The sequence below is a fragment of the Agrobacterium sp. 16-172Ci genome (genome assembly GCF_053522725.1).
Genome location: NZ_JBNWBW010000015.1, coordinates 1 through 23,434, shown reverse-complemented (window position 1 = coordinate 23,434; position 23,434 = coordinate 1). Strand labels below are relative to the sequence as shown.

Below are 23,434 nucleotides of genomic sequence, written 5' to 3'. Positions count from 1 at the left end.
GCGGACTGTTTCAGAAGCGGGTGATGATGCGCGCGCTGCCGCCAATCGCATGCACCTTGCCCTTGTAGGGTTCGACCAGGGCCTCCAGCGCGCGATCTGGGTCGCGCAGATCGTAAAAGCCCGTCACCCTCTGCTCGGCAAGCCGCTTGTCGGCCATGGTCAGCCATGCCGGATGGTAGCGCTGGATCTGCTCCACGACCGAGCCTATCGTCGCATCGACCACATAGAGTTCGCCGTTGCGCCAGCCGCCAATATCCTCGACGGAAACAGTCTCTTTGCGGATTGCGCCGGAAGCGTCGACAATCAGCATCTCGCCCGGCACCAGCCGCGTTGGCGGCGCATTGCGGAAAGACGCCTCCACGGAACCGTGCGCCAGCGCCACCTGGGTTACGCCATCCGTCAGGTCGACGTCGAACGCCGTGCCCAGCACCTGAACGGTCACGTTTTTTGCCTCCACGACGAAGGGACGCGTTTTGTCCGGCACGACGTCGAAAAAGGCTTCCCCCTTCAGCACCGTCACATTGCGGCGGCCATTCGTGAAATCCGTTGATAGCGCGCTCGCGGCGGCAAGCTGCACTTTGCTACCGTCTTCGAGGATGATCGTGCGGCTTTCGGCAGTGGTGGTCTGATAGTCCGCCTCCAGACGAACGAAAAATGCCGGAACGAACAGTACCGCAAGACAGAGGGACGCCGCCGCCACAGCCGCGCCGGCATAATGCCGCACGGACCAGCGGCGCCGCTGCGGCTTTGTCGCGGCCTTGCCGGGCAGATGCGGTGCATCTTCCCAGAGGTTCTTGAATTCTGGCTCCACCAGGCCGAGATTGCGCCACGTCTTGCATGTTCGTTCCCAGGCGAGACGGTTTGCCGGCGCTGCCGCCAGCCATTGCTCGAATTCCGCCTTCAGCCGCGGCTCCGCCGAGCCAGACTGCAAGCGCAGCAGCCAGTCGGCCGCCTCCTCCGCCTTACCGGCCGGCAATTCAATTTTTTTCTCTGGATCAATGGTCATTGAACCGGGCCAGTTCCTTTGCGGGGCGGAGGAGAAGCGTCGTCTTCTGCATTGCTATAAAGACGTTTGAGGAAGAGATTTTTTTCACAAGGCGGGACAATCGGGACTATTTTACTTCATTTCTTTGGTAATCGCGGCAATGCTGCCCTTGATCAGACGATGTGCGCTGGCCACGGACACGCCAAGGTGACGCGCAATCTCTTCCATATTGTAACCACCGAATCTGTGCATTTCCAATGCCACCCGCGCCTGAACCGGCAGGCCGGCCAAAATAGTCCGCATCTGGCGAACTTCGTCGCAGAAAAGGGCATGCTCTTCCGGCGTACCATTGTCCTGCGGCACACCCCAGAACGGCGTATCGTCCGGCCGTTCCCGAAGGTCCTGGCGGCTGCGCCGGCGATTGTCGAGCGCAAGATTGCGAACGATGCGGAAGAGATAGGATTTGAGATTGGAAGGATTGCCGGAGGCCTCCGGAACGAATTTCAGGAATGCTTCCTGAACCACGTCCTCCGCATCCGCCCGCGACCCCAGAATGAGGGTGGCGTATTTGATCAGGTCGACCCTATGCGCGACGTAAGCGTTATAACGCTTGTCATCTTCCCGTATGCCCATGTCTCAACCGAGAGAAATTTCAAGGATCGACGAGACCTGCCGCCCCCCGAATGGCCGCACAGCTCTGCCGCTCAAAGCTCTAGCATCCAAACCGTGGATCGAACAGATATTTCATGACTATTATCATCAAGAATTTGTGCAGACCGCATCGAGCGGACCCGACAGCGAAGGCGGCCGGGTCTTGACCTGTCAGATGGCCCCGTCGACAATGACCATGGGTCTGCCCTGCGAGCAGGGCTCGATACGGGCATCGATGCGATAGATATCGCGCAGCATCTCCGGGGTTATAACCGCCTCCGTGCTGCCGCTCACCACCATTTCACCGCGCGCGATAACCATCGTATTTGCGCAATAACGAAGCGCGTGGTTGAGGTCATGGAGAGCGATCAGCACGATCATGCCGGTCTTCTGCGCCAGATCGGTAACGAAGCCCAGAACCTCGATCTGCCGGTGAAGATCGAGCGCAGACGTCGGCTCGTCCATCAGCAGCACTTCCGGCTTTCGCGCGAGTGCCTGCGCCAGCGAAACAAGCTGCCGCTGACCGCCCGACAATTCGCCAAGCCCGCGGAAAGCAAGGTCATGGATTTTCAGCGCCTTGAGAATGGCGTCGATCTCGAACAGCTCATCGTCATGGACCCGCCAGCCGCCGCCCTGCTTGGCGGAAAGAAGCACGGATTCATAGACGGTCAGAACGGCATTGGCGCCGGTATCCTGCGGCATGTAGCAGATGGCGCGGTTGCCGCGAGCCGTATCGGAGAGCTCGACCAGTCCGGGACCGGAAATCAGGCTGGCGATACGTTTGAAAAGCGTGGACTTGCCGGCGGCATTCGGGCCGATCACGGCCGTCACACTGCCGCTTTCCAGCGTATCGATGCCGACCTTGGAGAGAACCGTGATGCGCCCATAGGCGGCGCCGACATCTTTCAGTGCGAGCGCTACCATGCGCGCCTCCTGTTGCCGAAAATAAGCGCGAAGAAGAACGGAACACCGACGAGCGCCGTGATGACGCCGATAGGCAGAATAGCGCCTGGAATGAGAATCTTGCTGATGACCGAGGTTGCCGACAGAAGCAGCGCGCCGCAGATCACCGAGCCGGGCAGGAAGAAACGCTGGTCCTCACCCACCACCATGCGGGCGATGTGCGGACCGACCAGCCCGACGAAACCGATTGTGCCGACAAAGGAAACCGGAATGGCCGCCAGCAGGCTGACCGTCAGCATGGTCGTCAACCGCAGCCGCCGGACATTGATGCCCATGCTGGCCGCCTTGTCATCGCCGAGCCTGAGTGCCGTCAGCGCCCAGGCATTGCGCATGAACAACGGCACGGTGACGAGGAGGATGGCGGCGGTGATATAGACCTTGTCCCAGGTCGCCTTCGTCAGGCTGCCCATGGTCCAGAAAACCACGGCGGCAAGCGCCTGTTCGGAGGCCAGATATTCGAGCAGCGACAGCGCCGCATTGAAGGTGAACACCAGCGCGATGCCAAGCAGCACGATGGTTTCGACCGTCACCCCGCGAAGCGTCGAGGCGAAATGGATGAAGAGAGCCGCGACCATGGCCATGATGAAGGCGTTGATCGGCACCATGTAATGCACGGCGCCCGGAAAGATCGCCACGCCGCCAACCAGCGCCAGCGCAGCACCGAAGCTTGCCGCCGCCGAAATGCCGAGCGTGAAAGGGCTTGCGAGCGGGTTCGACAGGATGGTCTGCATCTGCGCACCCGCAACCGAAAGCGACGCTCCGACGGTCACCGCCATCAGCGCGATCGGCATGCGAATATCCCAGATCACCACCCGGAGCTGGTTTCCGACGGCGGCCGGATCGGCAATCGTCGCCAGAACCTCGGAGAGCGAATAGCGCGCCGGACCGAGCGCCATGTCGGCGGCCATGCTGAAACACAGGGCGATAAAAAGCCCGAAGAGGATGATTATCCTGCGCGCGGCAAGGGCGCGATATTGATCGCGCCCACTGATGCCAACCGCGCCTTCATTCAGCGAACTCATTGGTTCAAACCTTTTTCGAGCGAGGCGAAATAGCCCGGCTTGTAGGTGACGGGGAGAAATTTGCGGTGAAACTCCTCGAAATTCTTTTCCGGATCGAGATCGGCGAAGAGATCGGGATGGAACCACTTGGCGAATTGCTGGATCGGGAAGAATTCGTAGGGCGCGCCGTAGAACTGGTGCCAGACGGCATGGACATTGCCTTGCTTCACGGCCTTAAGTTCCGGAAACGGCGTGCGCTTCATCAGATTGGCCAGTCGCTCACGGGAGAGAGCCATATCCGCCCCGCGTCCGACAGGAACGAACTGGTTGATGTCGGACTCGGCAGCCCAGTTGGAGCCGGTGACGATGACGTGGTCCGGATCGGCAACGACGAGCTGTTCGGGATTGAGATCGCCGAAGGTCGTCTTGATGATGCCGTCGGCGATGTTGTGGCCGCCGGCAAGATCGACCATCGCGCCGAAATTGACGGGTCCGAAAGTGCGGCAGCAATTGTTTTCGCCGGAAATGCCGGGCGCGCGTTCGATGAAGACGTTCGGGCGCTTCAAGTCCTTGACGCTGGCGAGCCGGTCGGTCACGCGGGCGATTTCGGCACGGCGATAGGCGATGAATTCCTGCGCCCGCTCTTCGGCGCCGAAGAGTTTGCCGAGAATTTCGACCGAGGCTTCGCTGTTCTTTTCAGGATCGATGCGGAAATCGAGATAAATGATCTTGATGCCGGCGGCGGCGGCCTTTTCTTCGAAACCGCTCTCCTTGGCGGATTTCTCCGCTTCCAGATTGAGGGTGATCACATCGGGTGAAAGGGTGATGGCCGTTTCCAGGCTGAAATCGCCCTGCGGCACGTAACCGAAGCGCGGCAGTTTCTCGATCTGCGGAAAACGCTCGACATAGGCGGTGTAGCTGTCGGGGTCCTTCTTGAGAAGATCGTCACGCCAGCCGACGATGGTGTCGAAGGTCTTTTCGCCCTTGAGCGCGGCAATGACATGTACCTGGCGCGCCTCACCGACGATGACGCGTCTGGCCGGCAAATCCAGCTCGACTTTGCGACCGGTGACATCGGTAATCTCAGCCGCCAGAACCGGCACGGCGAGAAGGGAGAAAGCCAGCACCGCAAGATGCCTGAGAGCGTTGAGCCGCATGAGCAGTCCTCATTGAGTTCCAAAACAAAGCGATAAAGCCGCATGGCTGCGGCTTTATCCATCGGTCGGACGGCGCTCCCCTTCACCGTCCCTTTATTACTTGGCGTCCTTCAGCGAAACGAAGTAGCCGGGCTTGTAGTCGAGCGGCAGGAAGCGGGCATGCAGTTCCTTGAAGGTCGCCTCCGGGTCGAGGTCCTTGAAGAGGTCCGGATGCAGCCACTTGGCGATTTCCTGAACGGCCACGAACTGATAGGGATTGTTGTAGAACTGATGCCAGATGGCGTGGACATTACCGTCCTTCACCGCCTGCACGCCGGTGAAAGCCGGGCGCTTGGTCAGGTTTTCAAGCTTGCGATGGGCTTCCTTCAAATCCGCACCATAACCGACGCCGACCCAGTTGCCGCCCGGAACATAACCGTTCCAGTGCCGCCGGTGATGATGATCTGCTCCGGGTTGGAGGCAATGATCTGTTCCGGATTGACGGTGCCGAAAGTGCCGGGAATGATGTCCTTGGCCATGTTGATGCCGCCGGCAAGCTCCACCATTTTGCCGAAGTTCTCGTTGCCGAAGGACATGCAGCAATCATCGGAATAACCGCCGGCGCGCTCCATGAACACCACAGGCTTCTTCGGATTGGCCTTTTCGAGCGTATCGGTGACCTTGGCGATGGAGTCGGCGCGGAACTTGATGAAGTCCTCGGCGATCTTCTCCTTGCCCGTAAGCTGGCCCATGAGGCGCATGCTCGGCTCGGTATTTTCCATCGGCTTTTCACGGAAATCGACGTAGACCAGCGGAATGCCGACCTTGGCGAGCTTTTCGATATAGCCCGCTTCTTCGGTCGCCGTCTTGGCGTCGATATTCATCAGGATCACGTCAGGCTTCAGGGCAACAGCCTGTTCTATGTCGAAAGTGCCGTCCTTCATGCCGCCGAAAGTCGGCAGCTTGGCGATCTCCGGATACTTGGCGAGATAGGCAGCATAGGTTTCCGGGTCGGCTTTCGCCAGATCGTCGCGCCAGCCAACCACGTGCTGGAAAGGGTTTTCCTTGTCGAGTGCAGCCAGGAAATAAATCTGGCGGCCTTCACCGAGGATGACGTGCGATACCGGCACATTCACTTCGACATCGCGGCCCGTCACATCCTTGACGGTGACCTTTTCGGCGAATGCCGGCCATGCGGCGGATACGAGAAGGCCAAGGGCAAGTGCCGCAGATTTGGCTGAGATGCGCATCGGATATTGCTCTCCAGTGTTGACTGGCGCGGCTGTATTATTTTCTGACTGTACTAGTCAACATTTATGTTTTAGAGCCATTCTTAACTGACCGGTACATGAGTTGAAGACCGATGATCGACACAATCCAATATGGCAAAAACGACAGTCTAAGAGACGAAATCAAATCCTACTGGTCCGGCCGCGCCGCGACTTTCGACCTTTCCCCCGGACATGAAATTTTTTCCGAAGACGAGCGCGAGGCCTGGCACGCGCTTATCCTGAAACATCTCGGCCGCGGAGAAGGCCGCAGGGCGCTCGATCTTGCCAGCGGCACCGGCGTCATCTCGCACCTGATGGACGATCTCGGTTTTCAGGTCACCGGCATGGACTGGTCGGAAACCATGCTGGCGCTTGCCCGTGAAAAAGCGAAAAGCCGTGGCCGCAGCATCCGCTTTTTCGTCGGCGATGCCGAAAACACGATGGAGCCGGATGAAAGCGCCGATGTCATCATCACCCGTCATCTGGTCTGGACGCTGGTGGACCCGCAGGCAAGCTTCGCCGAATGGTTCCGCGTTCTGAAACCGGGCGGACGGCTTCTGATCGTCGACGGCGATTTCGTGAACACCGGCTGGCGCGAAAAACTGGTGAAGAAACTGGCGGCCGGTCTCGAAAGCATCGGCCTCGTCAAACCGGACCAGCCGCACAAGCCGGCGGATCCGGAAAACACCTTCAACAGCATTCTTTCCCGCGTCTATTTTTCGAAGGGCGCAAGGGCTGGCGATGTCGCGGCGCTGTTGCGTGCGACCGGCTTCGAACCTGTGGCAATCGATCAGGAGCTTCAGGCCATTCACCGCGCCCAGGCGAAAAATTTCAGCCTTTTGAAAGGCATTCTGCGCGGGCTGCAGCATCGTTATGCTGTGTGCGCAGTGAAGCCGGATGTTTCCGGAAAGGCGTGAGGGAAACCATAGCCGCCTTCACTATCCGCATATACTACGTCATCCTCGGGCTTGTCCCGAGGATCTGCCAACGTGTCGTAAAATCAATCGGTTGCAGATGCTCGGGACAGGCCCGAGCATGACGGAGGGAAGGTCTGCGGACTTTGCAAGCACCCTTCCGGACGATCTGAACCGCCTCTCAAGACTTCCGCCGACACCTCATTTTCCCGCCCGCTCGAATAATTCCTCCAAGCGCGGCTTCGCCCGGCCGGGCACATCCACCGTCCGGTAGCTTTGCGGCAGGGTCGCCTCGCCGACCTTGATCAGCATGACCATGCCCATGCCGTAATGCGGCGAGCATTTGATGCCGTAAAAGCCCGGTTTTTCGAAACCGGTCTCGAATTCATCGTTGATCCGGCTTTTGAAGCCTTCGACACCTTCAGGGATCATGCCGTCAATGGTCGCGGCATTGTGGCTCTTGTGGGTGGGCACGAAGCGCACACGGTCGCCGGGGGCGATTTCCAGAAAGTCGGGTTCGAACACCATCGGGCCTTTTTCTCCCCGGTTCAGCATTTTCACCTCGAAGGTCTCGGCGGAAGCATGAAAGGGAAAACCCATGCTAATCGCCACGGCAATCCCGGCAAAATTCAGCAACTTCATCATCGTGCCAGTACTTTCCTTGCATGCTCGGCCCGCCCGTGGGCCGGCAGAAAACGAATATGGGAAAAGCCGCCCTCATCCGTGGTGACAACGCATTCCACCCCGAAGACGGCGGCTATTCTCGCTGGTGTCAGAACCTCGCGCGGCGGACCGACCGCAATCATCTCGCCCCGATGCATGATGGCGACCCGGTCACAGAACATGGCGGCGTGATTGAGATCGTGCAGCGCCGCCACAACGGTCAGGCCCTGCCGGCGCACCAGATCGAGCAGGCCGATCTGGTGGCCTATGTCGAGGTGGTTGGTCGGTTCGTCCAGAAGCAGGATATGCGGCTCCTGCGTCAATGCGCGGGCGATATGCAGGCGCTGGCGTTCGCCGCCGGAAAGATGGTGCCAGTTGCGCTCCGCCTTATCGGCCATATCGACATTGGCAAGTGCTGCATCAACAATGGCGTCATCCTGCTGCGACCAAGCGGAAAGCGGCCCGAGATAGGGCGTGCGCCCAAGCTCCACCGCCTGCCGTGCGGTGATCCGTTCGGTAGTTTCGGCCTGCTGCTCCACGAAGGCAAGCCGGCGGGCAAGGTCTCGCCGTCCCAATGAGGCAAGCGGCTCATCCCCGAGCGTAACGTGCCCCCGGCGCGGCTTGCGAATGCCTGCCAGCATGGAAAGCAGTGTGCTTTTGCCGGAACCGTTCGGTCCGATGATGCCGAGAAACTCACCCGAACCGACATCGAGCGAGACCCCACGCACAATATCGATATTGCCGGCATGGAAATGCAGGTCGTGGGCGGATAATTTCATGAACGCCCCCTCTTCTGCCCAAGGATGAAGGCAAAGGCGGGCGCGCCGACGAGCGCGGTGATGACGCCGATGGGCAGCACCTGCCCCGGAATGACAATGCGAGAGAGAATATCCGCGACGATCATGAAAACCGCGCCGGTCAGCGCCGTTACCGGCAGCAATATGCCATGGCGAACGCCGACGAAGATGCGCGCGGCATGCGGAATGACGAGGCCCACGAAGCCGATGGAGCCCACCAGCGACACCATCGCAGCCGTCATGATCGCCGAAACGGAGATCAGCACCGCATAGACCCAGCGCACCGGAATGCCGAGCGAGGCAGCAGCCTGACCGCCGAAGGCGAAGGCATCGAGCGCCCGAGCATACCAGAGACACACCGCAAGTCCCGCAAGACTGACCGGCAGCGCCAGCCAGACATCCGGCCAGCGCACCCCGGAGAGGTTGCCCAGCAGCCAGAACATGATGCCGCGCGCCTGTTCTGCATTGGCGGATTTGGTGACGATGAAAGAGGTCATGGCATTAAACAGCTGCGACCCGGCCACCCCGGCAAGAATGATGGCGCTGTTGCCGTGTCCCGCCCGCACCGCCAGAAGACTGACCAGCGAAAACGCAACGAAGGCACCAATAAGCGCCCCGGCCGGCATCGTCAGGAACCCCGCTCCGAAGCCAAGCAGCGCGACAGCGACGGCACCGGTGGAGGCGCCAGCGGAAATGCCGAGAATATAAGGATCGGCAAGCGGATTGCGCAGAAGCGATTGCAGCACCGCCCCGGCCAGCGCCAAAGAAGCGCCGCAACAGGCGGCGACGACCGCGCGGCTGAGACGATAACTCCAGACGATGCCCTCATCCAGCGGCTCCAGCGGATAGGCCGCATGGAAGACGCGGTTGGCGATTGTTTTCGCCACGACGTCGAAAGGAATGGCGGTCTCGCCGATGGCCGCCCCGGCCATCAGCGCGACGAGCAGCAGTGCGAGCGCAGCAAAAGCCAGCCCTACTCTGCCGAGATGGATGGAAAGACCGTTCACTTCGCGAGGCCGGCAGCCGAAATCGCCTCGGCCAGCGTTTCGATGCCTTCAATGGTGCGAATGGTCGGGTTCATCGCCTGCGCATCCATCTCGAACACATGACCTTCCTTGACGGCGGGCATGATGCTGGCCACGGGATCGGTGGCGAGGAACTTCAGCTTGACGGCGACATCGTCAGCCGGGAAACGGCGGCGATCCATCTTGCCGGCAACGATGATGGACGGATTTGCCTTGGCGATGGTTTCCCAGCCGACGGTCGGCCATTCTTCATCGCTTTCGATGACGTTCTTTAAGCCCAGCGCGGACATGATGTAGCCGGGAGCGCCATTGCGTCCAGCCACATAGGGATCGATATCCAGCTCGGCGCTGGAGAACCAGAAGACGGCCGAAAGCTTGCCATTTGCCGAGGCGATCTTGGCGCGGGCGGCTTCTTCACGCTTCTTCAGGTCGGCAACGACCTCTTCACCGCGATCCTGCACGTTGAAGATTTTGGCGAGATCGCGGATTTCCTGGTAGATCAGATCCATGGTGAAGACGGTGTTGCGCACGCCGTCGCCGCCGCCGGAGTTGTCCTTGCCCATGCAATCGGCGGGCGAGGTATAAACGGGAACGCCAAGCTCGGCGAATTGCGCCGGTGTTCCGACAACGCCTTCCGGACCGATCTGCCACTGGAACTGCGTCGTCACGAGGTCCGGATTCTTGCCGATGACCGCCTCGAAGCTCGGATCATTGTCAGCCAGACGCTCGACCCTGGCATTGGCCTCTTCGTAGCCCTTCAGAACCGGACCGATCCACAGCGCCGTGCCGACCACCTTGTCGGCGAGGCCGAGGAGGTAAAGAACCTCGGTCGTGCTCTGGCCGACGGACACGGTGCGGGCGGGCGCCTGCTTGAAGGTGATCTCCTGACCGCAGCTGTTGATCGTCAGGGGATAAGTGGTTTCGGCAGCATTGGCGCCGGCGACAGGCAAAGCCGCAAGCGCCGCGGCCAGAAAACCGGCATGGACCGGCAGGCGTCTAGAATGAAACATGTGTTCTCCAGTCGAAAGTAAATCTTATTCCAGAGCAGCAGGCGTCAGAACGCGCAGCAACAGCGGGACGTCTTGTACGGAGAACGGCAATAGGACGCAAACGAAATGTTATGAAATAACATTACAATCTCCTCCTCCGGGCTTCCCCGCCCGTAACGATGGTTTATATTTCGACGGCAGGTCTCCTGGCTCACGGATTTGCGTCACTCATCTGCCTTCCCGCATTCTGGAGAATACAGTGGCATAACGCCTTGAAGCGTCACGGGGATGAACGACAATCCGCTTACAGTTGCGGGGGCAGCCACGGCATTGGGCGAAAAAGATCGCCCGCACCATGTTCCCTATTAATCCCTTCGCCTTTCGGCTGCAGGAACCGTCGCTTTCTCACATAAGGGGCAAGAGGCGGGGCGTCAATTGCGATAGTGCCGCACCTCAGCACAAAGACGGGCTTGCCAGGGCGAAAATCTTTGCGGAACCGGAGCCTGCCGGTTGCAGCGCGCCTTTCGACATGACGGTGAGCGTTTCGATACCCACCAGCCCGGATTGCGTCAGAAACTCGGTCAGAAGACCGCTATCCCGCACGGTATCGAGACGGACAAGCTGATCGTCGAGATCGGAAAAATGTCGCCTCACCAACGCAATCGCATCCGCCTCGTCACCGGCGATGACCGGGCCGACAATATGGCCCCGCCCCGCCGCACGCCGCAATGCAAAGGCGGCAAGACGATCGGCCTCGAACAGGCCGTAACCCGTATTTTCCTGAACAAGGCGTTGCAGGACGCCCCGGCGCGAAACACCGAAAGCCGCCCGATCCAGATCCACCACGGCGGACAAATGATCCCAGGACAGCGGCTCGATTCTCTGCTTTCTTCCAAGCGTCTGCATCTCGGCAGGGCAACGTGCCTTGCCGCGCAGGAGATGTACTTTCTCCGTATCTCCGGCAAAACCCAGCCGTGCGAAAAGCCGTCGCGAGGCTTCCGTGGCGTTCAACCGCAGGGCGGCGTCAGGGTAGCCAGCAATGAGTTGGCCCACCAGCCATGGTGCAACGCCCTGCCCATGCAAACGGGGGGAAACGATGACCATGCCGACCGTCGCGAAAGCCTCATCATAAGGAAACAGCATTGCCGTTGCGACAACACGATCGATCTCGTCAAGCGCGACAAGGCCGACCCCGCACTGCCGCAGGAAACACCATTCGTTCGCGTGATATCGCCATCCGACAGCCATGGACAAAGCATGCAGATGATCGGCCTCCACATCGGCGATATCCACTGTCCGCAACTCGAAACTATCGACTTTGAGCAGCTCCATGACAAACGGCTCTCATTCCCTCCGGCGCGGAACCTAGATCCCGGCAGCCCAGCTCACGACATCCGAAGATAACCAGCCTCGCCAGCAGGAATTTTCCGAAAGCGCTGGAAGGACACAACAATCTACTGAAATCACCCGTATTTCAGCAGATAAACGCCGCAGGCCGCTCTAAGCTTTTCGGCGTTGAAGCGACGGAGACAGCCATGAACGCAATCGACATTCTGGAGCGTCTTGTCGGCTTCCCGTCGGTGGTCGGAACCGCCAATGGCGACATCGCCGGATGGATCGCCAATTATCTGGAAAGCCACGGCGCAAAAGTATCGCTGCTTGCCGGCCCGGAAGGCGACCGCGCCAATCTCTTCGCCAGCTTCGGCCCGACCGATGCCAGCGGATACATCCTTTCCGGCCATATGGATGTGGTGCCTGCCGGTGAGCCGGAATGGTCCTCCGATCCCTTTACGCTGGCAACCGAAGGCGAGCGTCTCTACGGACGCGGAACCACCGACATGAAAGGGTTTCTGGCCACGGTTCTCGCCGCAGCACCGGCATTTTCACGCATGGCGCTGAAGCGGCCCGTTCACATCGCCTTTTCCTATGACGAGGAGGCGGGCTGCCGTGGCGTTCCGCATCTCATCGCCCGCTTGCCGGAACTATGCGCAAAACCGGCGGGCGCAATCATCGGCGAACCGAGCAATCTGCGCGCCGTGCGCGCCCACAAGGGTAAGGCCGCCGCACGCATCACCATTCGCGGCCGCTCCGGCCATTCCTCGCGGCCGGATCAGGGCGTGAACGCCATTCATCTGATGACCGGCATCATGGCAAAGGCGGTCGAGACCGCACAGGCTCTCACCGAGGGGCCTTTCGAAGCGACATTCGAGCCGCCCTATTCCTCCCTGCAGATCGGCACGGCGAAAGGCGGACAGGCGATCAATATCATCCCCGATCTCTGCGCCATCGAACTGGAAGCGCGGGCGATTGCTGGCGTATCGCCGGTCGCCCTGCTCCAGCCGGTGCGCGACGGCGTCGAAGCGCTCGCCGCCAGGGGCATCGACATAGAATGGACGCCGATGAGCGATTATCCGGCGCTCTCCCTTGCCGCCGATGCGCCGCTCGTGAAGCTTCTGGAAGAATTGACCGACGCGCCCTGCATCGCCGCCGTCAGCTATGGCACGGAGGCCGGGCTTTTTCAGGCGGCCGGCATCGATGCCATCATCTGCGGCCCGGGCGATATCGGCCGCGCCCACAAGCCGGACGAATTCATAACGGCCGGTGAACTCTCGGCCTGCCAGTCAATGCTGGAAACACTGGCGAGCCGCTGCACGGTTTAAACCTTCGGAACCACGGATTTCAGATGACGTTCTTCTTCAATTCCGACGCGAAGCGCGGCGAGATTTTCCGGCAGGCTCTGGCCCGCGACCTGCCGGAACTACCTTTTTCGATGGATGCCAAAAGCGTCGATCCGGATGCGGTTCGGTACGTCATTACCTGGACCGTGCCTGATGATATCGGCCGCTACCGCAATCTCGAAATCCTGTTTTCCATCGGTGCGGGCGTCGATCAGTTTCACATCGACACCGTCCCTGCGCATGTGAAAGTCGTGCGCATGGTGGATGAAGGCATCATCCGCATGATGCAGGAATATGTGAGCCTCGGCGTGCTGGCGCTTCACCGCAACCTGCCGGTCTATTTGAAACAGCAGCGCCAGCAACTCTGGAAGGCCCTGCCGCAGCGTCAGGCGAAAGAGTGCCGGGTGGGCGTTCTCGGCCTCGGCATGCTGGGCGTTGCGGCGCTGGAACGGCTGAAACCCTTCGGTTTTCCGCTTTCCGGCTGGAGCCGTTCACCGCGCGAGATCGATGGTGTGACCTGCCATCATGGCGAAGCCGGATTGTCCACGATCCTTTCGACCAGCGATATTCTCGTTTGCCTGCTGCCGCTGACCGACGAAACGACGGGACTTCTGAATGGCGAACGCCTGGGGATGCTTCCCGAGGGTGCGGGGCTGGTTCACGCCGGGCGCGGCAAACAGCTCGACCACGACGCCCTCATCGATGCGCTGGACAGCGGCAGGCTTTCGGGTGCCGTGATCGACGTCACCGATCCGGAACCGCTTCCGGAAGACCACGCCTTCTGGACGCATCCGAAAATTCTCCTGACGCCGCACATCGCCAGCGTCACCCAGCCGCATTCGGCAGCACGCACCGTTGTCGAAAACATCAAACGATACCAGTCCGGCCTCGAGCCGCTCGGCCTCGTCGACCGCAATCGCGGATATTGATCATCCCGTTCCAGGAAAGGACACCCATGCCGCTTCTCAAGACCATCGACACGCACCCCGCCTTCGAACCGAAAGCCTCCAAGGCCCTGCCGGAACGCCTCATTTCCGGCGATCCGTCCTTCAAGACCTGGCCGCTGGACGAAGCCCGCAACGGCACCGTCCACACCGGCATATGGGAAGCGACGCCGGGCGAAAGCCGTTCGATCAAGGGCGAAACCTTCGAATTCTGCCATATTCTCGAAGGTGTCATCGAAATCACGCCGGAAGGCGGCGAACCGCTGCGTTATACGGCTGGCGACAGCTTCGTCATGAAGCCGGGCTTCGTCGGCGTGTGGAAAACCATTGAAACCGTCCGCAAGATCTATGTTACGGTGAACGGATGAACTGGGAACCGGCCATTTTCGAAATCGCCCGCGACGGCTATGTGCTGAGCACCGATCCGGCACGGGTGGATTTCGATCTGGTCCATGATTTTCTCGCCCGCGATTCCTACTGGGCGCAGGGAATGACCGCCGACCGGCTGAAGCGGGCGCTTTCGCATTCGCTGCCGGTCGGCGTTTACGCCCCCGACGGTTCCATGGCCGCCTTCGCCCGTCTGGTGACGGATTATGCCGTTTTCGGCTATCTGCGCGATGTCTTCACAGTGGAGGATCATCGCGGTCGCGGCCTTGCGTCCTGGATCGCCACCGAGATACGCAAACACCCGGAGCTTTCGACGGTATCGAGCTGGATGCTGGCGACCCGCGACGCCCATGGTGTTTACGAAAAGGCCGGTTATCGCGCCGCACCGCATCCCGAATATTACATGACGGTGCCGAAACCCGGCGAGGGTTAAACAACCCTCCCTATGGGTCACCCCGGCCATCCTCATAACCTGGGGCTATGACCCTTACTCCATAAATGCTTGGCCCTTTTCCGGTCCCGATGACAGCATCGTCCGCACTGGAAAAGGAGACGGAAGAGATGGGATATCGCATTGGCGTCGATGTTGGCGGGTCGTTTACGGATTTTGCCGTGTTCGACGATGGGACCGGCGCGCTTTCCACCCTGAAAGTGTTTTCCCGCCCCGATGCGCCCGGAGAAGAAATCCTTCTCGCGCTGGACACGCTGAAAAAGCGCGACGGCATCGAAGCGAAGGACGTTTCCTATTTCACCCATGGCACCACCGTCGGCGTCAACACCGTCATCCAGCGCAACGGCCAGAATGTCGCGCTGTTCACCACCGAAAACTTCGAGGACGTGCTGGGCGTTGCACGCCTGAAAATTCCGCAGATCCACAATCTCTATTCCGTGCGGCCGGAACCGCTCATCCCGCGCGAACGGGTTTTTGGCATAGCCGAGCGCATGCTGGCGACCGGCGAGGTAAAGCTCGCCCCGAACGAAGAGAATGTGGCGCAGGCTGTCGCCGGCGCACTTGCCGCCGGTTGCGACGGCATCGTGCTCGCCTTCCTGCATTCCTACCGCAATCCCGAAAACGAACAGGCCGTGAAGGCTATGATCGAACGCATCGCGCCGCAATTGCCGGTGGTCTCCTCTGCCGAGACATGGCCGATCATCCGCGAATATGAGCGCACCGTCACCGCCGTCATCAGCGGTTATGTCCAGCCGCGCGTCGCACATTACCTCGACCGTTTCGAAACGGTGCTGCGCGGGCAAGGCATTGCCTGCCCGCTGCTCATCACCAAGACCAATGGCGGTGTCATGGGCATCGATCAGGCGCGGCGGGAATGTGTGCAGATGATCCTCTCGGGCACAGCTTCCGGCGTCATCGGCGCGGGCTATCTGGCGAAGGCCAGCGGCTTTGAGCGGGTGATGAGCCTCGATATCGGCGGCACCAGCGCCGATGTGGCCGTTATCCTGAACGGCGAAGCCCAATATGGGGTCGGCGAACTGATCGGCGATTTCCAGATTCATGTCCCTTCCGTTTCCGTCAGTTCCGTCGGCCAGGGCGGCGGCTCGGTCGCATGGGTCGACAGCCTCGGCCTGTTGCAGGTGGGGCCGGAAAGTGCCGGCTCGACGCCGGGGCCGGCCTGTTACGGACGCGGCGGTAACCGCCCGACGATCACAGACGCCATGGCGGCCGCCAATCTCATCGGCCATATGCCGCTCGGTTATGGCGCGGTGACCGTCGATCACGCCGCATCGCGCGCCGCGCTCTCGCCGCTCGCGGAAAAGCTCGGCCTTTCCGTCGAGGCGCTCGCCGGCAACATCGTCGATATCGCCGTCTCCGGCATGTATGCGGAGGTGAACGCCCTCACCTCCCGCTTCGCCATCGACCCACGCGAATTTCACCTCTTCGCTTTCGGCGGCGCCGGCGCGATGCTCGCCTGCTTCCTCGCCCGCGAGCTGGACATGAAGGGTGTGGTGGTGCCGCCCACCCCGGGCGTCGTTTCCGCGCTCGGCGGCCTGATTGCCGATCTGAAGAACGATTTCATCCGAACCACCTATTGCGATGTGAACGACGGGGAGGCCTCCGATCTCGCCCCCCTTCTCGCCGAAATGCAGGAAACCGGCCGCAACTGGTTGAAAGAACAGGGTTTTAACGGCGATTGCGAGATGCGGCTTTCCGCCGACATGCGCTATCGCGGCCAATCCTACGAAATCGAAACCACGCTCCAGCCGGAATGGCTGGGCAGCGGCGACGCCGGCGCGATAAACAGGGCTTTCCATGAGGAACATGCCCGCCTCTACGGTCATTCCGATGAGCGGGCGGCGGTGCAGATGGTTAATCTCAGGCTCGTCGTCTCCGGGAAAACACCGAAGCCGCCGCTTCGCGAGACAGGCGTGGCCACAGGCCCCGCAAAGCCGCGCTTTCACACGAAAGGCTGGTTTGGCGGCATGGAACACGACATGGCGATCTATCACCGTGACGATCTGGCGGCCGGCCACGATTTCAACGGCCCCGCCATCGTCCTTCAGGACGATACCACCACCGTGGTCCCCCCCGGCTTTACGGTCCATGTGGACCGTTTCGGCAATCTCGTCATTACCAAGCGGGAGTTTTGACCCATGACCATCGATCGCCGCAATCTCAAGGTGCTCGCCAATTTCTGCTCGGCCGCCGCCGATGCCATGGCCTTTACGCTGATGCGCACCGCCCATTCCGCCTTCGTCAAGGAAACCGAGGATTTTTCCTGTCAGGTGGTGACGCGCGAAGGGCTGGCCTTCGCCAATCCCCGGCAATTCGGCGCGCCCTGGTATAGCGGCATCGACTACGCGCCACTGCTTTCCATGTTCGAAGAATATGAAGAGGGTGATATCTGCATCACCAACGACCCCTATAGCGGTTTCGTCGCCACCCACTCGCCGGATATCCACATCTGGAAACCGGTCTTCCATGAGGGCAAAATTGCCTGTTTCGTGGTCGGGCACATCCACAACACCGATGTCGGCGGCGCGGTTCCCGCCTCATTGTCCCGCTCGCTTTCCGAAATCGAGCAGGAAGGCCTGCGCATTCCGCCGGTCAAGCTCGTTCGCAAAGGCAGGCTCGATCCCTTCATCATCGACATGATGAAGGCCAATGTCCGCATGCCGGAACAGAATATCGGCGACCTCCACGCCCAGATCGCCTCCGTCAATATCGGCGAACGCAAGATGCAGGAAATCATCGCCCGCTTCGGCTTTGACGATTTTCTGGACGGGGTGCGCCAGATTTTCGATTATGCGGAAGAGCAGACCCGGCAAATCCTCACCCGGGTGCCCGATGGCGACTATTTCTTTGCCGATTATGCCGATGAGGATTCCGTTGGCGGCCGGCCATGCCGCGTGGCGCTGACGCTGAAAATCCGCGGCGGCGAAGCCGTCCTCGATTATACCGGCAGCGACCCGCAGCTCGGCTCGTCGCTGAACATGCCGACCGGCGGCCGCGAGCGGCATTCACTCGTCATGGTGGGCCTGACCTATGTGCTTTATACGCTCGATAACAGCCTGCTCCTGAATGCCGGCACCCTGCGCCCGGCGCGGGCCGTGCTGCCGGAAGGCACGATCGTCAATTGCCAGCGCCCGGCCGCCGTCGGCATGCGTTCGCTGACCTGCGCCATGACCCAGATTGTCACCATCGGCGCTTTTGCAAAGGCCCTGCCGGAGCTTATTCCCGCCGCCTCACCCGGCGGAAACGCCATCATGAACATCAAGACCAGCGACAGGAACGGCCGCCCGGTCATGGCCTCCATCGGCCCGGTTGGCGGCGGCGGCGGCGGCACGCCCTTCTGCGACGGCAGCGACGGCGCGGGCGGCGCCACCGGTTTTCTGCGCAACACGCCGATTGAAATCAGCGAAGCGGAAGTACCGATCCTTTTCCGCCGGTATGGGCTCCAACGCGACACCGGCGGAGCAGGCCGTTTTCGCGGCGGGCTTTCGGCTGTCATGGAGTTTGAAATATCCTGCCCGGAAACGGTGGTCACGGCCCGCAACCGCAACCGTTCGGTTATGGCGAGCTGGGGTGTCAACGGCGCAGGTCCGGGGCTGATTTCCCGCTTCCTCCGCAATCCCGATACCGAGGGCGAAATCTCGCTCGGCAATACCGATATCGTCCATTGCGGCCCGGGCGATGTCATTCGTGTCATAGGACCGGGAGCCGGCGGTTACGGCGACCCCTTCACCCGCCCGCCGCAGGCCGTGCTGCGCGATGTACGGCGTGGTGCGGTCTCAGCAGAAAATGCTGCAAGGCACTATGGGGTAGCGCTCAACGGTGATGATATCGACGAAGAGGCGACGGCTGCCCTGCGCGCCGCGCCGCGCCGGAAGACGGACGATATCATCAGCTACGGACCGGAGCGGCTCGCCTTCGAGGCGGTCTGGACCCCGGAACGTTATGATCTTCTGACGCAATTCCTGCAAAAATCGCCCGTGGGATGGCGCTTCTTCCTGAAACACCGGGTGTTTGAAGCGGTCGAAAACGAGGGCGATGATCACCGCCCCCTTAGCGAGCGGATGGCCGGGATTTTCGACCGGATAAGCGCCCGCTACGGCGTTTGACCAGCGGCCTACCTTCGCCGCCGAAGATTGCGCTGTCTGCCGGTGGCAAAACAGGATTTTCATTCACCGCCCGCGCCGCAGTCGGTCGATGCTGCTTGCCATCAGGGATTAGCGTTGGGGCATATCCAAAGAGGATTCCACATGACGCTCAGCTTCGATCCAGACAGCTTATCCCTGCCGATCGGCCACTTCATCGGCGACCGGCTGGTTCCGGCGGCAAACGGCATCGACATGCACCGCCCTTCGGACGGCATCGAATATGCCGGTTGTCCCAAGGCGGATGCGGCGCTGGTCGATGAGGCTGTGCAGACTGCCAAGGCCGCGTTGAAGAGCAGCAACTGGGGCGGCGTGCGCCCGCGCGAGCGCACGAAGGTCTTGCAGCGCTGGGCCGACCTGATCGAACAGGAAGCCGAGACGCTGGCGAAAATCGAGGCGCTCTCCTCGACGCGACCGGTGGGCCAACTGATCGCCGGCGATATCGCCGTCACCGCCGAACAAATCCGTTTCTTTGCCGAATTCGCGGACAAGGAAGGCGGCGATCTGGTGCCGACAGACGATGCAAGCCTCGGCATGATCATGACCGAACCCTATGGCGTCGTCGGCGCCATCACGCCGTGGAATTTCCCCGTCTCCATGGCCGGCTGGAAGCTCGGCCCGGCGCTCGCCGCAGGCAATGCCGTGGTGCTGAAACCGTCTGAAATGACGCCCTTCTCCAGCATCTTCATGGCGCAGCTGGCGATCAAGGCGGGGCTGCCGGCAGGTCTCATCAACATCGTGCTGGGCGACGGGCCCGTGACCGGCAATGCCATCACCGGACACCCTGATATCTCCAAGGTGAGCTTCACCGGCTCCACGGCCGCGGGCGCCGCCATCATGGCCAACATCGCCCGCACCGGCATCAAGCCCATGACGCTGGAACTTGGCGGCAAGAGCCCGCAACTGGTCTTCGCCGATGCCGATATCGAGAAGGCGGCAGCGGCCATCGCCGGAAATATCCTCTCCAATGCCGGGCAGGCCTGTGTGGCGGGCTCGCGCATCATCGTCGAGGAAAGTGCTGCGGATGCCCTTTCCACCGCGATCATCGCCCGCATGAAGGCGGTGAAGCCCGGCCCGACCTGGGACGAGACGACACAATATTCGCCGATCATCTCCGAGGTGCAGCGCAAGCGCATCGACGGCATCGTGCAGGCGGCCGTCGCCCATGGCGGCGAGTGCCTGACGGGCGGCGCAGTGATGGATGGCCCCGGCTATTTCTACCAGCCGACGCTGATCGCCAATGTCGACCAGACCTCTCCTGCCGTCACCGAGGAAATCTTCGGCCCGGTGCTGACGCTGCAGACCTTCCGCACGGAAGAAGAGGCTCTGGCGCTTTCCGACCATCCGACCTACGGTCTGGCGGCGGGTCTTTTCAGCCGTGACGTCTCGCGCGTCATGCGCCTGTCCCGCGCCATTCAGGCGGGCACGATCTGGGTCAACCGTTATGGCCGCTCGCGCGACCACATATTGCCGACCGGCGGTTACAAACGCTCCGGCATCGGCAAGGATCTCGGACGCGAGGCCTATCTCGCCAACCGCAAGAGCAAAAGCGTCCTTATCGGACTGTAACAGGGGTAATGTCTTGAAAACGCATCGCATCGCACTCATTCCCGGAGACGGCATCGGCAAAAGCGTAACGGACGCCGCATGGCAGGTGCTCAACGCCGCCGCCAAAACCTCCGGTTTTGCGCTTGAAGGAACGGAATTCCCCTGGTCCTGCGTCTTCTACAAGGAAACCGGCGCGATGATGCCCAAGGACGGCATCGAAACACTGCGCGGCTTCGACGCCATTCTGCTCGGCGCAGTCGGCTGGCCGGCGGAAGTGCCGGACTCCGTCTCGCTGCACGGCCTGTTGCTGCCGATCCGCAAGGCCTTCGTGCAATATGCCAATATCCGCCCGCACCGGCTTCTGCCTGGCGTGCAGGGGCCTTTGAAGGCCGATGGCTTCGACATTCTCTGCATCCGTGAAAACACGGAGGGCGAATATTCCGGCGCCGGTGGCCGCGTGCATCAGGGCACCGACGACGAAGTTGCCGTCGAAACCTCGATCTTCACCCGCAAGGGTGTGGAGCGCATTCTGCGCTTCGGCTTCGAACAGGCGCAGAAGCGTCGCGGCAAGCTTGCCTCCATCACCAAGTCCAATGCCCAGAAATATTCGATGGTGTTCTGGGACGAGGTGACCCACAAGCTCGCTGCCGAATATCCCGACGTCGAGGTTTCCAGCTATCACATCGACGCCATGGCGGCCCGCATGGTCATGGTGCCGGAAAGCCTCGATGTCGTGGTCGCCTCCAACCTCTTCGGCGATATTCTGACCGACCTCGGCGCAGCCATTCAGGGCGGCCTCGGCTTTGCCGCCTCCGCCAATATCAACCCTGACCGCAGCGCGCCGTCCATGTTCGAGCCGGTGCACGGTTCGGCCCCTGATATCGCCCATCTCGGCATCGCCAACCCCATCGCCGCCATCTGGTCCGGCGCGATGATGCTCGAGCATCTCGGCGAAAAAGACGCGGCCGTGCGTATCATGACGGCGCTGGAAACGGCGACCGGCCGGGGTATCGGCACGGTGCCGGGCAAGGACAAGACAGACGCCATCACCGCCGCGGTTCTTGCGGCACTCGACTGATTTCGGAGACAGATGATGCAAGGTTTGAAGGACAAGGAACTCTTTCGCCAGACGGGCTTGATCGGCGGCGCCTGGAAGGCGGCGGCATCGGGCAAGGCGGTCGATGTGATCGATCCGGCGACGCAGGCGGTCATCGGCACCGTGCCGGATATGGACGGCGCAGAAACCCGCGCGGCCATCGAAGCCGCCAACGCCGCCTTCGGCCCGTGGAAGAAAAAGACCCACGCGGAGCGCGCAGCGCTTCTGGAAAAATGGTTCGCGCTGATGATCGAGAATATCGACGATCTCGGCCTGATCCTGACCACCGAACAGGGCAAGCCGCTTGAGGAGGCCAAAGGCGAGATCCGCTACGGCGCATCCTTCGTCAAATGGTTTGCCGAAGAGGCCCGGCGTATCGGCGGCGGTACCATCCCTTCACCGACGCCGGACAGGCGCATCGTGGTGCTGAAGGAACCGGTCGGCGTCTGCGGCATCATCACGCCATGGAATTTCCCGAACGCGATGATCACCCGCAAGGTTGCGCCGGCACTCGCCACCGGCTGCACCGTCGTCATCAAGCCTTCGGAATTCACACCCTATTCGGCCTTGGCGCTTGGTGTGCTTGCCGAACGGGCCGGCATTCCCGCGGGCGTCATCAACATCGTCACCGGCATGCCGACTGATATCGGCAATGAAATCATGGCCAATGAGACGGTTCGGAAAATTTCCTTCACCGGCTCCACCCGCGTCGGTTCGCTTTTGATGCGCGGCGCTGCGGACAGCATCAAACGGCTGTCGCTGGAACTGGGCGGCAATGCGCCCTTCATCGTGTTCGACGATGCCGATCTCGATCTCGCCATTGAAGGCGCGCTGGTTTCGAAATTCCGCAATGGTGGCCAGACCTGCGTCTGCGCTAACCGGATTCTGGTGCAGTCCGGCGTTTATGACGCCTTTGCGAAGAAGCTGGCGGATCGCGTCGACGCCATGCGCGTTGGTCCCGGAACGGAAGCGGGCGTCTCCATTGGCCCGATGATCAACCAACCGGCGATCGCGAAAATCCGCGCCCATATCGATGACGCCGTTTCCAAGGGTGCCACGGTCATCACCAAGCCGCGCAATCTGCCGGAAGGTCCGCAATATACAGCGCCCGTGGTGCTGACGGGCGCAACGACGGCGATGCAGCTGGCAAGCGAGGAGACTTTCGGACCGGTCGCTCCGCTCTTCCGTTTCGAGACGGAGGAAGAGGCGCTCGCCATCGCCAATGGAACACCCTTCGGCCTTGCCGCCTATTTCTACACCGAGAACCTCAAGCGCGCCTGGCGTGTGGGCGAAGCGCTGGAATTCGGCATGGTCGGCCTAAACACCGGGTTGATCTCCACCGAGGTCGCCCCTTTCGGCGGCGTCAAGCAATCCGGCCTCGGCCGCGAGGGTGCACAGATCGGTATCGAAGAATATCTGGAGACCAAGGCCTTTCATATCGGTGGGCTTGCCTGACGCCCACTTCTTTCATCCCCGCCTAAAGGGCCGCTCTGCGGCCCTTCTTTTTTTGAAGCGCGGAATTGAAAAAGCGGCATTGCGGGAATTGGAAATACAGTCCTGACACAAATAGGTTTGGAAAAGCGCAGCATTTACACTCCGTCACCCCGGACTTGGTCCGGGGTCCAGCGCGATCAAGTCCTTGATCGCAGAAGACTCTTTCACCGCGCAGACGCGCGGTGGCTGGATGCCGGATCAAGCAACCGTGGATGATCAAGCAAATGCTGGATCTGTCCTTGCGATGGCGTTGAGGATAGTGACGAGCTTCCGGATTGTTG

The 23,434-nt window shown here is 61.1% G+C and carries 20 protein-coding genes, 1 pseudogene and 1 riboswitch; of the genes and pseudogenes, 10 read left to right on the top strand and 11 right to left on the bottom strand.

What is annotated here, in order from left to right:
• Positions 1-10: 10 nt before the first annotated feature.
• The 6 genes and pseudogenes from ACQZ40_RS14625 to ACQZ40_RS14600 all read right to left on the bottom strand — a co-directional run bounded on the left by ACQZ40_RS14625 (position 11) and on the right by ACQZ40_RS14600 (position 5,986).
• A complete protein-coding gene (locus ACQZ40_RS14625; RefSeq protein ID WP_065657210.1) occupies positions 11-1,006 on the bottom strand; it encodes a FecR family protein in 996 nt (331 codons plus the stop codon).
• A gap of 111 nt (positions 1,007-1,117) precedes the next feature.
• The gene (locus tag ACQZ40_RS14620; protein ID WP_003524633.1) at positions 1,118-1,618 is read right to left on the bottom strand and encodes an RNA polymerase sigma factor; all 501 of its coding nucleotides are present in this window, start codon (positions 1,616-1,618) and stop codon (positions 1,118-1,120) included.
• Between the two features lie 189 nt (positions 1,619-1,807).
• Positions 1,808-2,560, bottom strand: a complete 753-nt coding sequence (locus ACQZ40_RS14615) for an ABC transporter ATP-binding protein (protein ID WP_003524635.1) — start codon at positions 2,558-2,560, stop codon at positions 1,808-1,810.
• Positions 2,554-3,621 (bottom strand): FecCD family ABC transporter permease, encoded by a 1,068-nt coding sequence (locus ACQZ40_RS14610; protein WP_104679689.1) that lies wholly within the window; start codon positions 3,619-3,621, stop codon positions 2,554-2,556. Before ACQZ40_RS14610 ends, ACQZ40_RS14615 begins: the two co-directional genes overlap by 7 nt.
• Entirely contained in the window at positions 3,618-4,757 is a 1,140-nt protein-coding gene (locus ACQZ40_RS14605; protein ID WP_448748222.1) for an ABC transporter substrate-binding protein, read from the bottom strand. Before ACQZ40_RS14605 ends, ACQZ40_RS14610 begins: the two co-directional genes overlap by 4 nt.
• 96 nt (positions 4,758-4,853) lie before the next feature.
• Positions 4,854-5,986 (bottom strand): annotated as a pseudogene (locus tag ACQZ40_RS14600) (ABC transporter substrate-binding protein).
• Between the two features lie 113 nt (positions 5,987-6,099).
• Here ACQZ40_RS14600 and ACQZ40_RS14595 point away from each other — a divergent pair.
• Positions 6,100-6,924: a class I SAM-dependent methyltransferase gene (locus ACQZ40_RS14595; protein ID WP_080857328.1), complete on the top strand. Its 825-nt coding sequence runs from the start codon at positions 6,100-6,102 to the stop codon at positions 6,922-6,924.
• A gap of 198 nt (positions 6,925-7,122) precedes the next feature.
• Here the strand turns inward: ACQZ40_RS14595 and ACQZ40_RS14590 are convergent, their stop codons facing one another.
• The 5 genes from ACQZ40_RS14590 to ACQZ40_RS14570 form a co-directional block, all read right to left on the bottom strand.
• Positions 7,123-7,566 carry a pseudoazurin gene (locus tag ACQZ40_RS14590; RefSeq protein WP_220318918.1) on the bottom strand — a complete coding sequence of 148 codons (444 nt, stop codon included), beginning with the start codon at positions 7,564-7,566 and terminating at the stop codon, positions 7,123-7,125.
• Positions 7,563-8,363 carry an ABC transporter ATP-binding protein gene (locus tag ACQZ40_RS14585; RefSeq protein WP_065657204.1) on the bottom strand — a complete coding sequence of 267 codons (801 nt, stop codon included), beginning with the start codon at positions 8,361-8,363 and terminating at the stop codon, positions 7,563-7,565. Before ACQZ40_RS14585 ends, ACQZ40_RS14590 begins: the two co-directional genes overlap by 4 nt.
• Positions 8,360-9,388, bottom strand: a complete 1,029-nt coding sequence (locus ACQZ40_RS14580) for a FecCD family ABC transporter permease (RefSeq protein ID WP_003524646.1) — start codon at positions 9,386-9,388, stop codon at positions 8,360-8,362. The genes ACQZ40_RS14585 and ACQZ40_RS14580 overlap by 4 nt, the downstream gene beginning before the upstream one ends.
• Positions 9,385-10,416, bottom strand: coding sequence for an ABC transporter substrate-binding protein (locus tag ACQZ40_RS14575; RefSeq protein ID WP_448748221.1), 1,032 nt, complete (start codon positions 10,414-10,416; stop codon positions 9,385-9,387). The genes ACQZ40_RS14580 and ACQZ40_RS14575 overlap by 4 nt, the downstream gene beginning before the upstream one ends.
• A gap of 158 nt (positions 10,417-10,574) precedes the next feature.
• A riboswitch (cobalamin riboswitch) is annotated at positions 10,575-10,809 on the bottom strand.
• Between the two features lie 39 nt (positions 10,810-10,848).
• Positions 10,849-11,727, bottom strand: coding sequence for a GNAT family N-acetyltransferase (locus tag ACQZ40_RS14570; protein ID WP_448748220.1), 879 nt, complete (start codon positions 11,725-11,727; stop codon positions 10,849-10,851).
• A gap of 203 nt (positions 11,728-11,930) precedes the next feature.
• On the opposite strand from ACQZ40_RS14570, the gene argE reads away from it, so the two are divergent.
• The 9 genes from argE (at position 11,931) to ACQZ40_RS14525 (ending at position 23,114) form a co-directional block, all read left to right on the top strand.
• Positions 11,931-13,055, top strand: a complete 1,125-nt coding sequence (argE, locus tag ACQZ40_RS14565) for an acetylornithine deacetylase (protein WP_448748219.1) — start codon at positions 11,931-11,933, stop codon at positions 13,053-13,055.
• A gap of 23 nt (positions 13,056-13,078) precedes the next feature.
• Positions 13,079-14,002, top strand: coding sequence for a 2-hydroxyacid dehydrogenase (locus ACQZ40_RS14560; protein WP_448748218.1), 924 nt, complete (start codon positions 13,079-13,081; stop codon positions 14,000-14,002).
• A gap of 26 nt (positions 14,003-14,028) precedes the next feature.
• Positions 14,029-14,385 (top strand): cupin domain-containing protein, encoded by a 357-nt coding sequence (locus tag ACQZ40_RS14555; RefSeq protein ID WP_035264219.1) that lies wholly within the window; start codon positions 14,029-14,031, stop codon positions 14,383-14,385.
• Entirely contained in the window at positions 14,382-14,837 is a 456-nt protein-coding gene (locus tag ACQZ40_RS14550) for a GNAT family N-acetyltransferase (RefSeq protein WP_448748217.1), read from the top strand. Before ACQZ40_RS14555 ends, ACQZ40_RS14550 begins: the two co-directional genes overlap by 4 nt.
• Positions 14,838-14,965: 128 nt before the next feature.
• The gene (locus ACQZ40_RS14545) at positions 14,966-17,008 is read left to right on the top strand and encodes a hydantoinase/oxoprolinase family protein (RefSeq protein ID WP_448748216.1); all 2,043 of its coding nucleotides are present in this window, start codon (positions 14,966-14,968) and stop codon (positions 17,006-17,008) included.
• A 3-nt stretch (positions 17,009-17,011) separates the two neighbouring features.
• On the top strand, positions 17,012-18,979 hold the full coding sequence (locus ACQZ40_RS14540) for a hydantoinase B/oxoprolinase family protein (RefSeq protein WP_448748215.1): 1,968 nt from the start codon (positions 17,012-17,014) through the stop codon (positions 18,977-18,979).
• Positions 18,980-19,120: 141 nt separating this feature from the next.
• The gene (locus tag ACQZ40_RS14535; RefSeq protein ID WP_220318925.1) at positions 19,121-20,584 is read left to right on the top strand and encodes an aldehyde dehydrogenase family protein; all 1,464 of its coding nucleotides are present in this window, start codon (positions 19,121-19,123) and stop codon (positions 20,582-20,584) included.
• A 13-nt stretch (positions 20,585-20,597) separates the two neighbouring features.
• Positions 20,598-21,641, top strand: coding sequence for a tartrate dehydrogenase (locus ACQZ40_RS14530; RefSeq protein WP_448748214.1), 1,044 nt, complete (start codon positions 20,598-20,600; stop codon positions 21,639-21,641).
• 15 nt (positions 21,642-21,656) lie between these two features.
• Positions 21,657-23,114 carry an NAD-dependent succinate-semialdehyde dehydrogenase gene (locus tag ACQZ40_RS14525; protein ID WP_174039938.1) on the top strand — a complete coding sequence of 486 codons (1,458 nt, stop codon included), beginning with the start codon at positions 21,657-21,659 and terminating at the stop codon, positions 23,112-23,114.
• Positions 23,115-23,434: the final 320 nt, after the last annotated feature.

Excerpts from the sequence above, each read along its gene's own strand:
- ACQZ40_RS14625 (WP_065657210.1), bottom strand. The coding sequence starts at position 1,006 with ATGACCATTGATCCAGAGAAAAAAATTGAATTGCCGGCCGGTAAGGCG.
- ACQZ40_RS14620 (WP_003524633.1), bottom strand. The coding sequence starts at position 1,618 with ATGGGCATACGGGAAGATGACAAGCGTTATAACGCTTACGTCGCGCAT.
- ACQZ40_RS14615 (WP_003524635.1), bottom strand. The coding sequence starts at position 2,560 with ATGGTAGCGCTCGCACTGAAAGATGTCGGCGCCGCCTATGGGCGCATC.
- ACQZ40_RS14610 (WP_104679689.1), bottom strand. The coding sequence starts at position 3,621 with ATGAGTTCGCTGAATGAAGGCGCGGTTGGCATCAGTGGGCGCGATCAA.
- ACQZ40_RS14605 (WP_448748222.1), bottom strand. The coding sequence starts at position 4,757 with ATGCGGCTCAACGCTCTCAGGCATCTTGCGGTGCTGGCTTTCTCCCTT.
- ACQZ40_RS14595 (WP_080857328.1), top strand. The coding sequence starts at position 6,100 with ATGATCGACACAATCCAATATGGCAAAAACGACAGTCTAAGAGACGAA.
- ACQZ40_RS14590 (WP_220318918.1), bottom strand. The coding sequence starts at position 7,566 with ATGATGAAGTTGCTGAATTTTGCCGGGATTGCCGTGGCGATTAGCATG.
- ACQZ40_RS14585 (WP_065657204.1), bottom strand. The coding sequence starts at position 8,363 with ATGAAATTATCCGCCCACGACCTGCATTTCCATGCCGGCAATATCGAT.
- ACQZ40_RS14575 (WP_448748221.1), bottom strand. The coding sequence starts at position 10,416 with ATGTTTCATTCTAGACGCCTGCCGGTCCATGCCGGTTTTCTGGCCGCG.
- ACQZ40_RS14570 (WP_448748220.1), bottom strand. The coding sequence starts at position 11,727 with ATGGAGCTGCTCAAAGTCGATAGTTTCGAGTTGCGGACAGTGGATATC.
- argE (WP_448748219.1), top strand. The coding sequence starts at position 11,931 with ATGAACGCAATCGACATTCTGGAGCGTCTTGTCGGCTTCCCGTCGGTG.
- ACQZ40_RS14560 (WP_448748218.1), top strand. The coding sequence starts at position 13,079 with ATGACGTTCTTCTTCAATTCCGACGCGAAGCGCGGCGAGATTTTCCGG.
- ACQZ40_RS14555 (WP_035264219.1), top strand. The coding sequence starts at position 14,029 with ATGCCGCTTCTCAAGACCATCGACACGCACCCCGCCTTCGAACCGAAA.
- ACQZ40_RS14550 (WP_448748217.1), top strand. The coding sequence starts at position 14,382 with ATGAACTGGGAACCGGCCATTTTCGAAATCGCCCGCGACGGCTATGTG.
- ACQZ40_RS14545 (WP_448748216.1), top strand. The coding sequence starts at position 14,966 with ATGGGATATCGCATTGGCGTCGATGTTGGCGGGTCGTTTACGGATTTT.
- ACQZ40_RS14540 (WP_448748215.1), top strand. The coding sequence starts at position 17,012 with ATGACCATCGATCGCCGCAATCTCAAGGTGCTCGCCAATTTCTGCTCG.
- ACQZ40_RS14535 (WP_220318925.1), top strand. The coding sequence starts at position 19,121 with ATGACGCTCAGCTTCGATCCAGACAGCTTATCCCTGCCGATCGGCCAC.
- ACQZ40_RS14525 (WP_174039938.1), top strand. The coding sequence starts at position 21,657 with ATGCAAGGTTTGAAGGACAAGGAACTCTTTCGCCAGACGGGCTTGATC.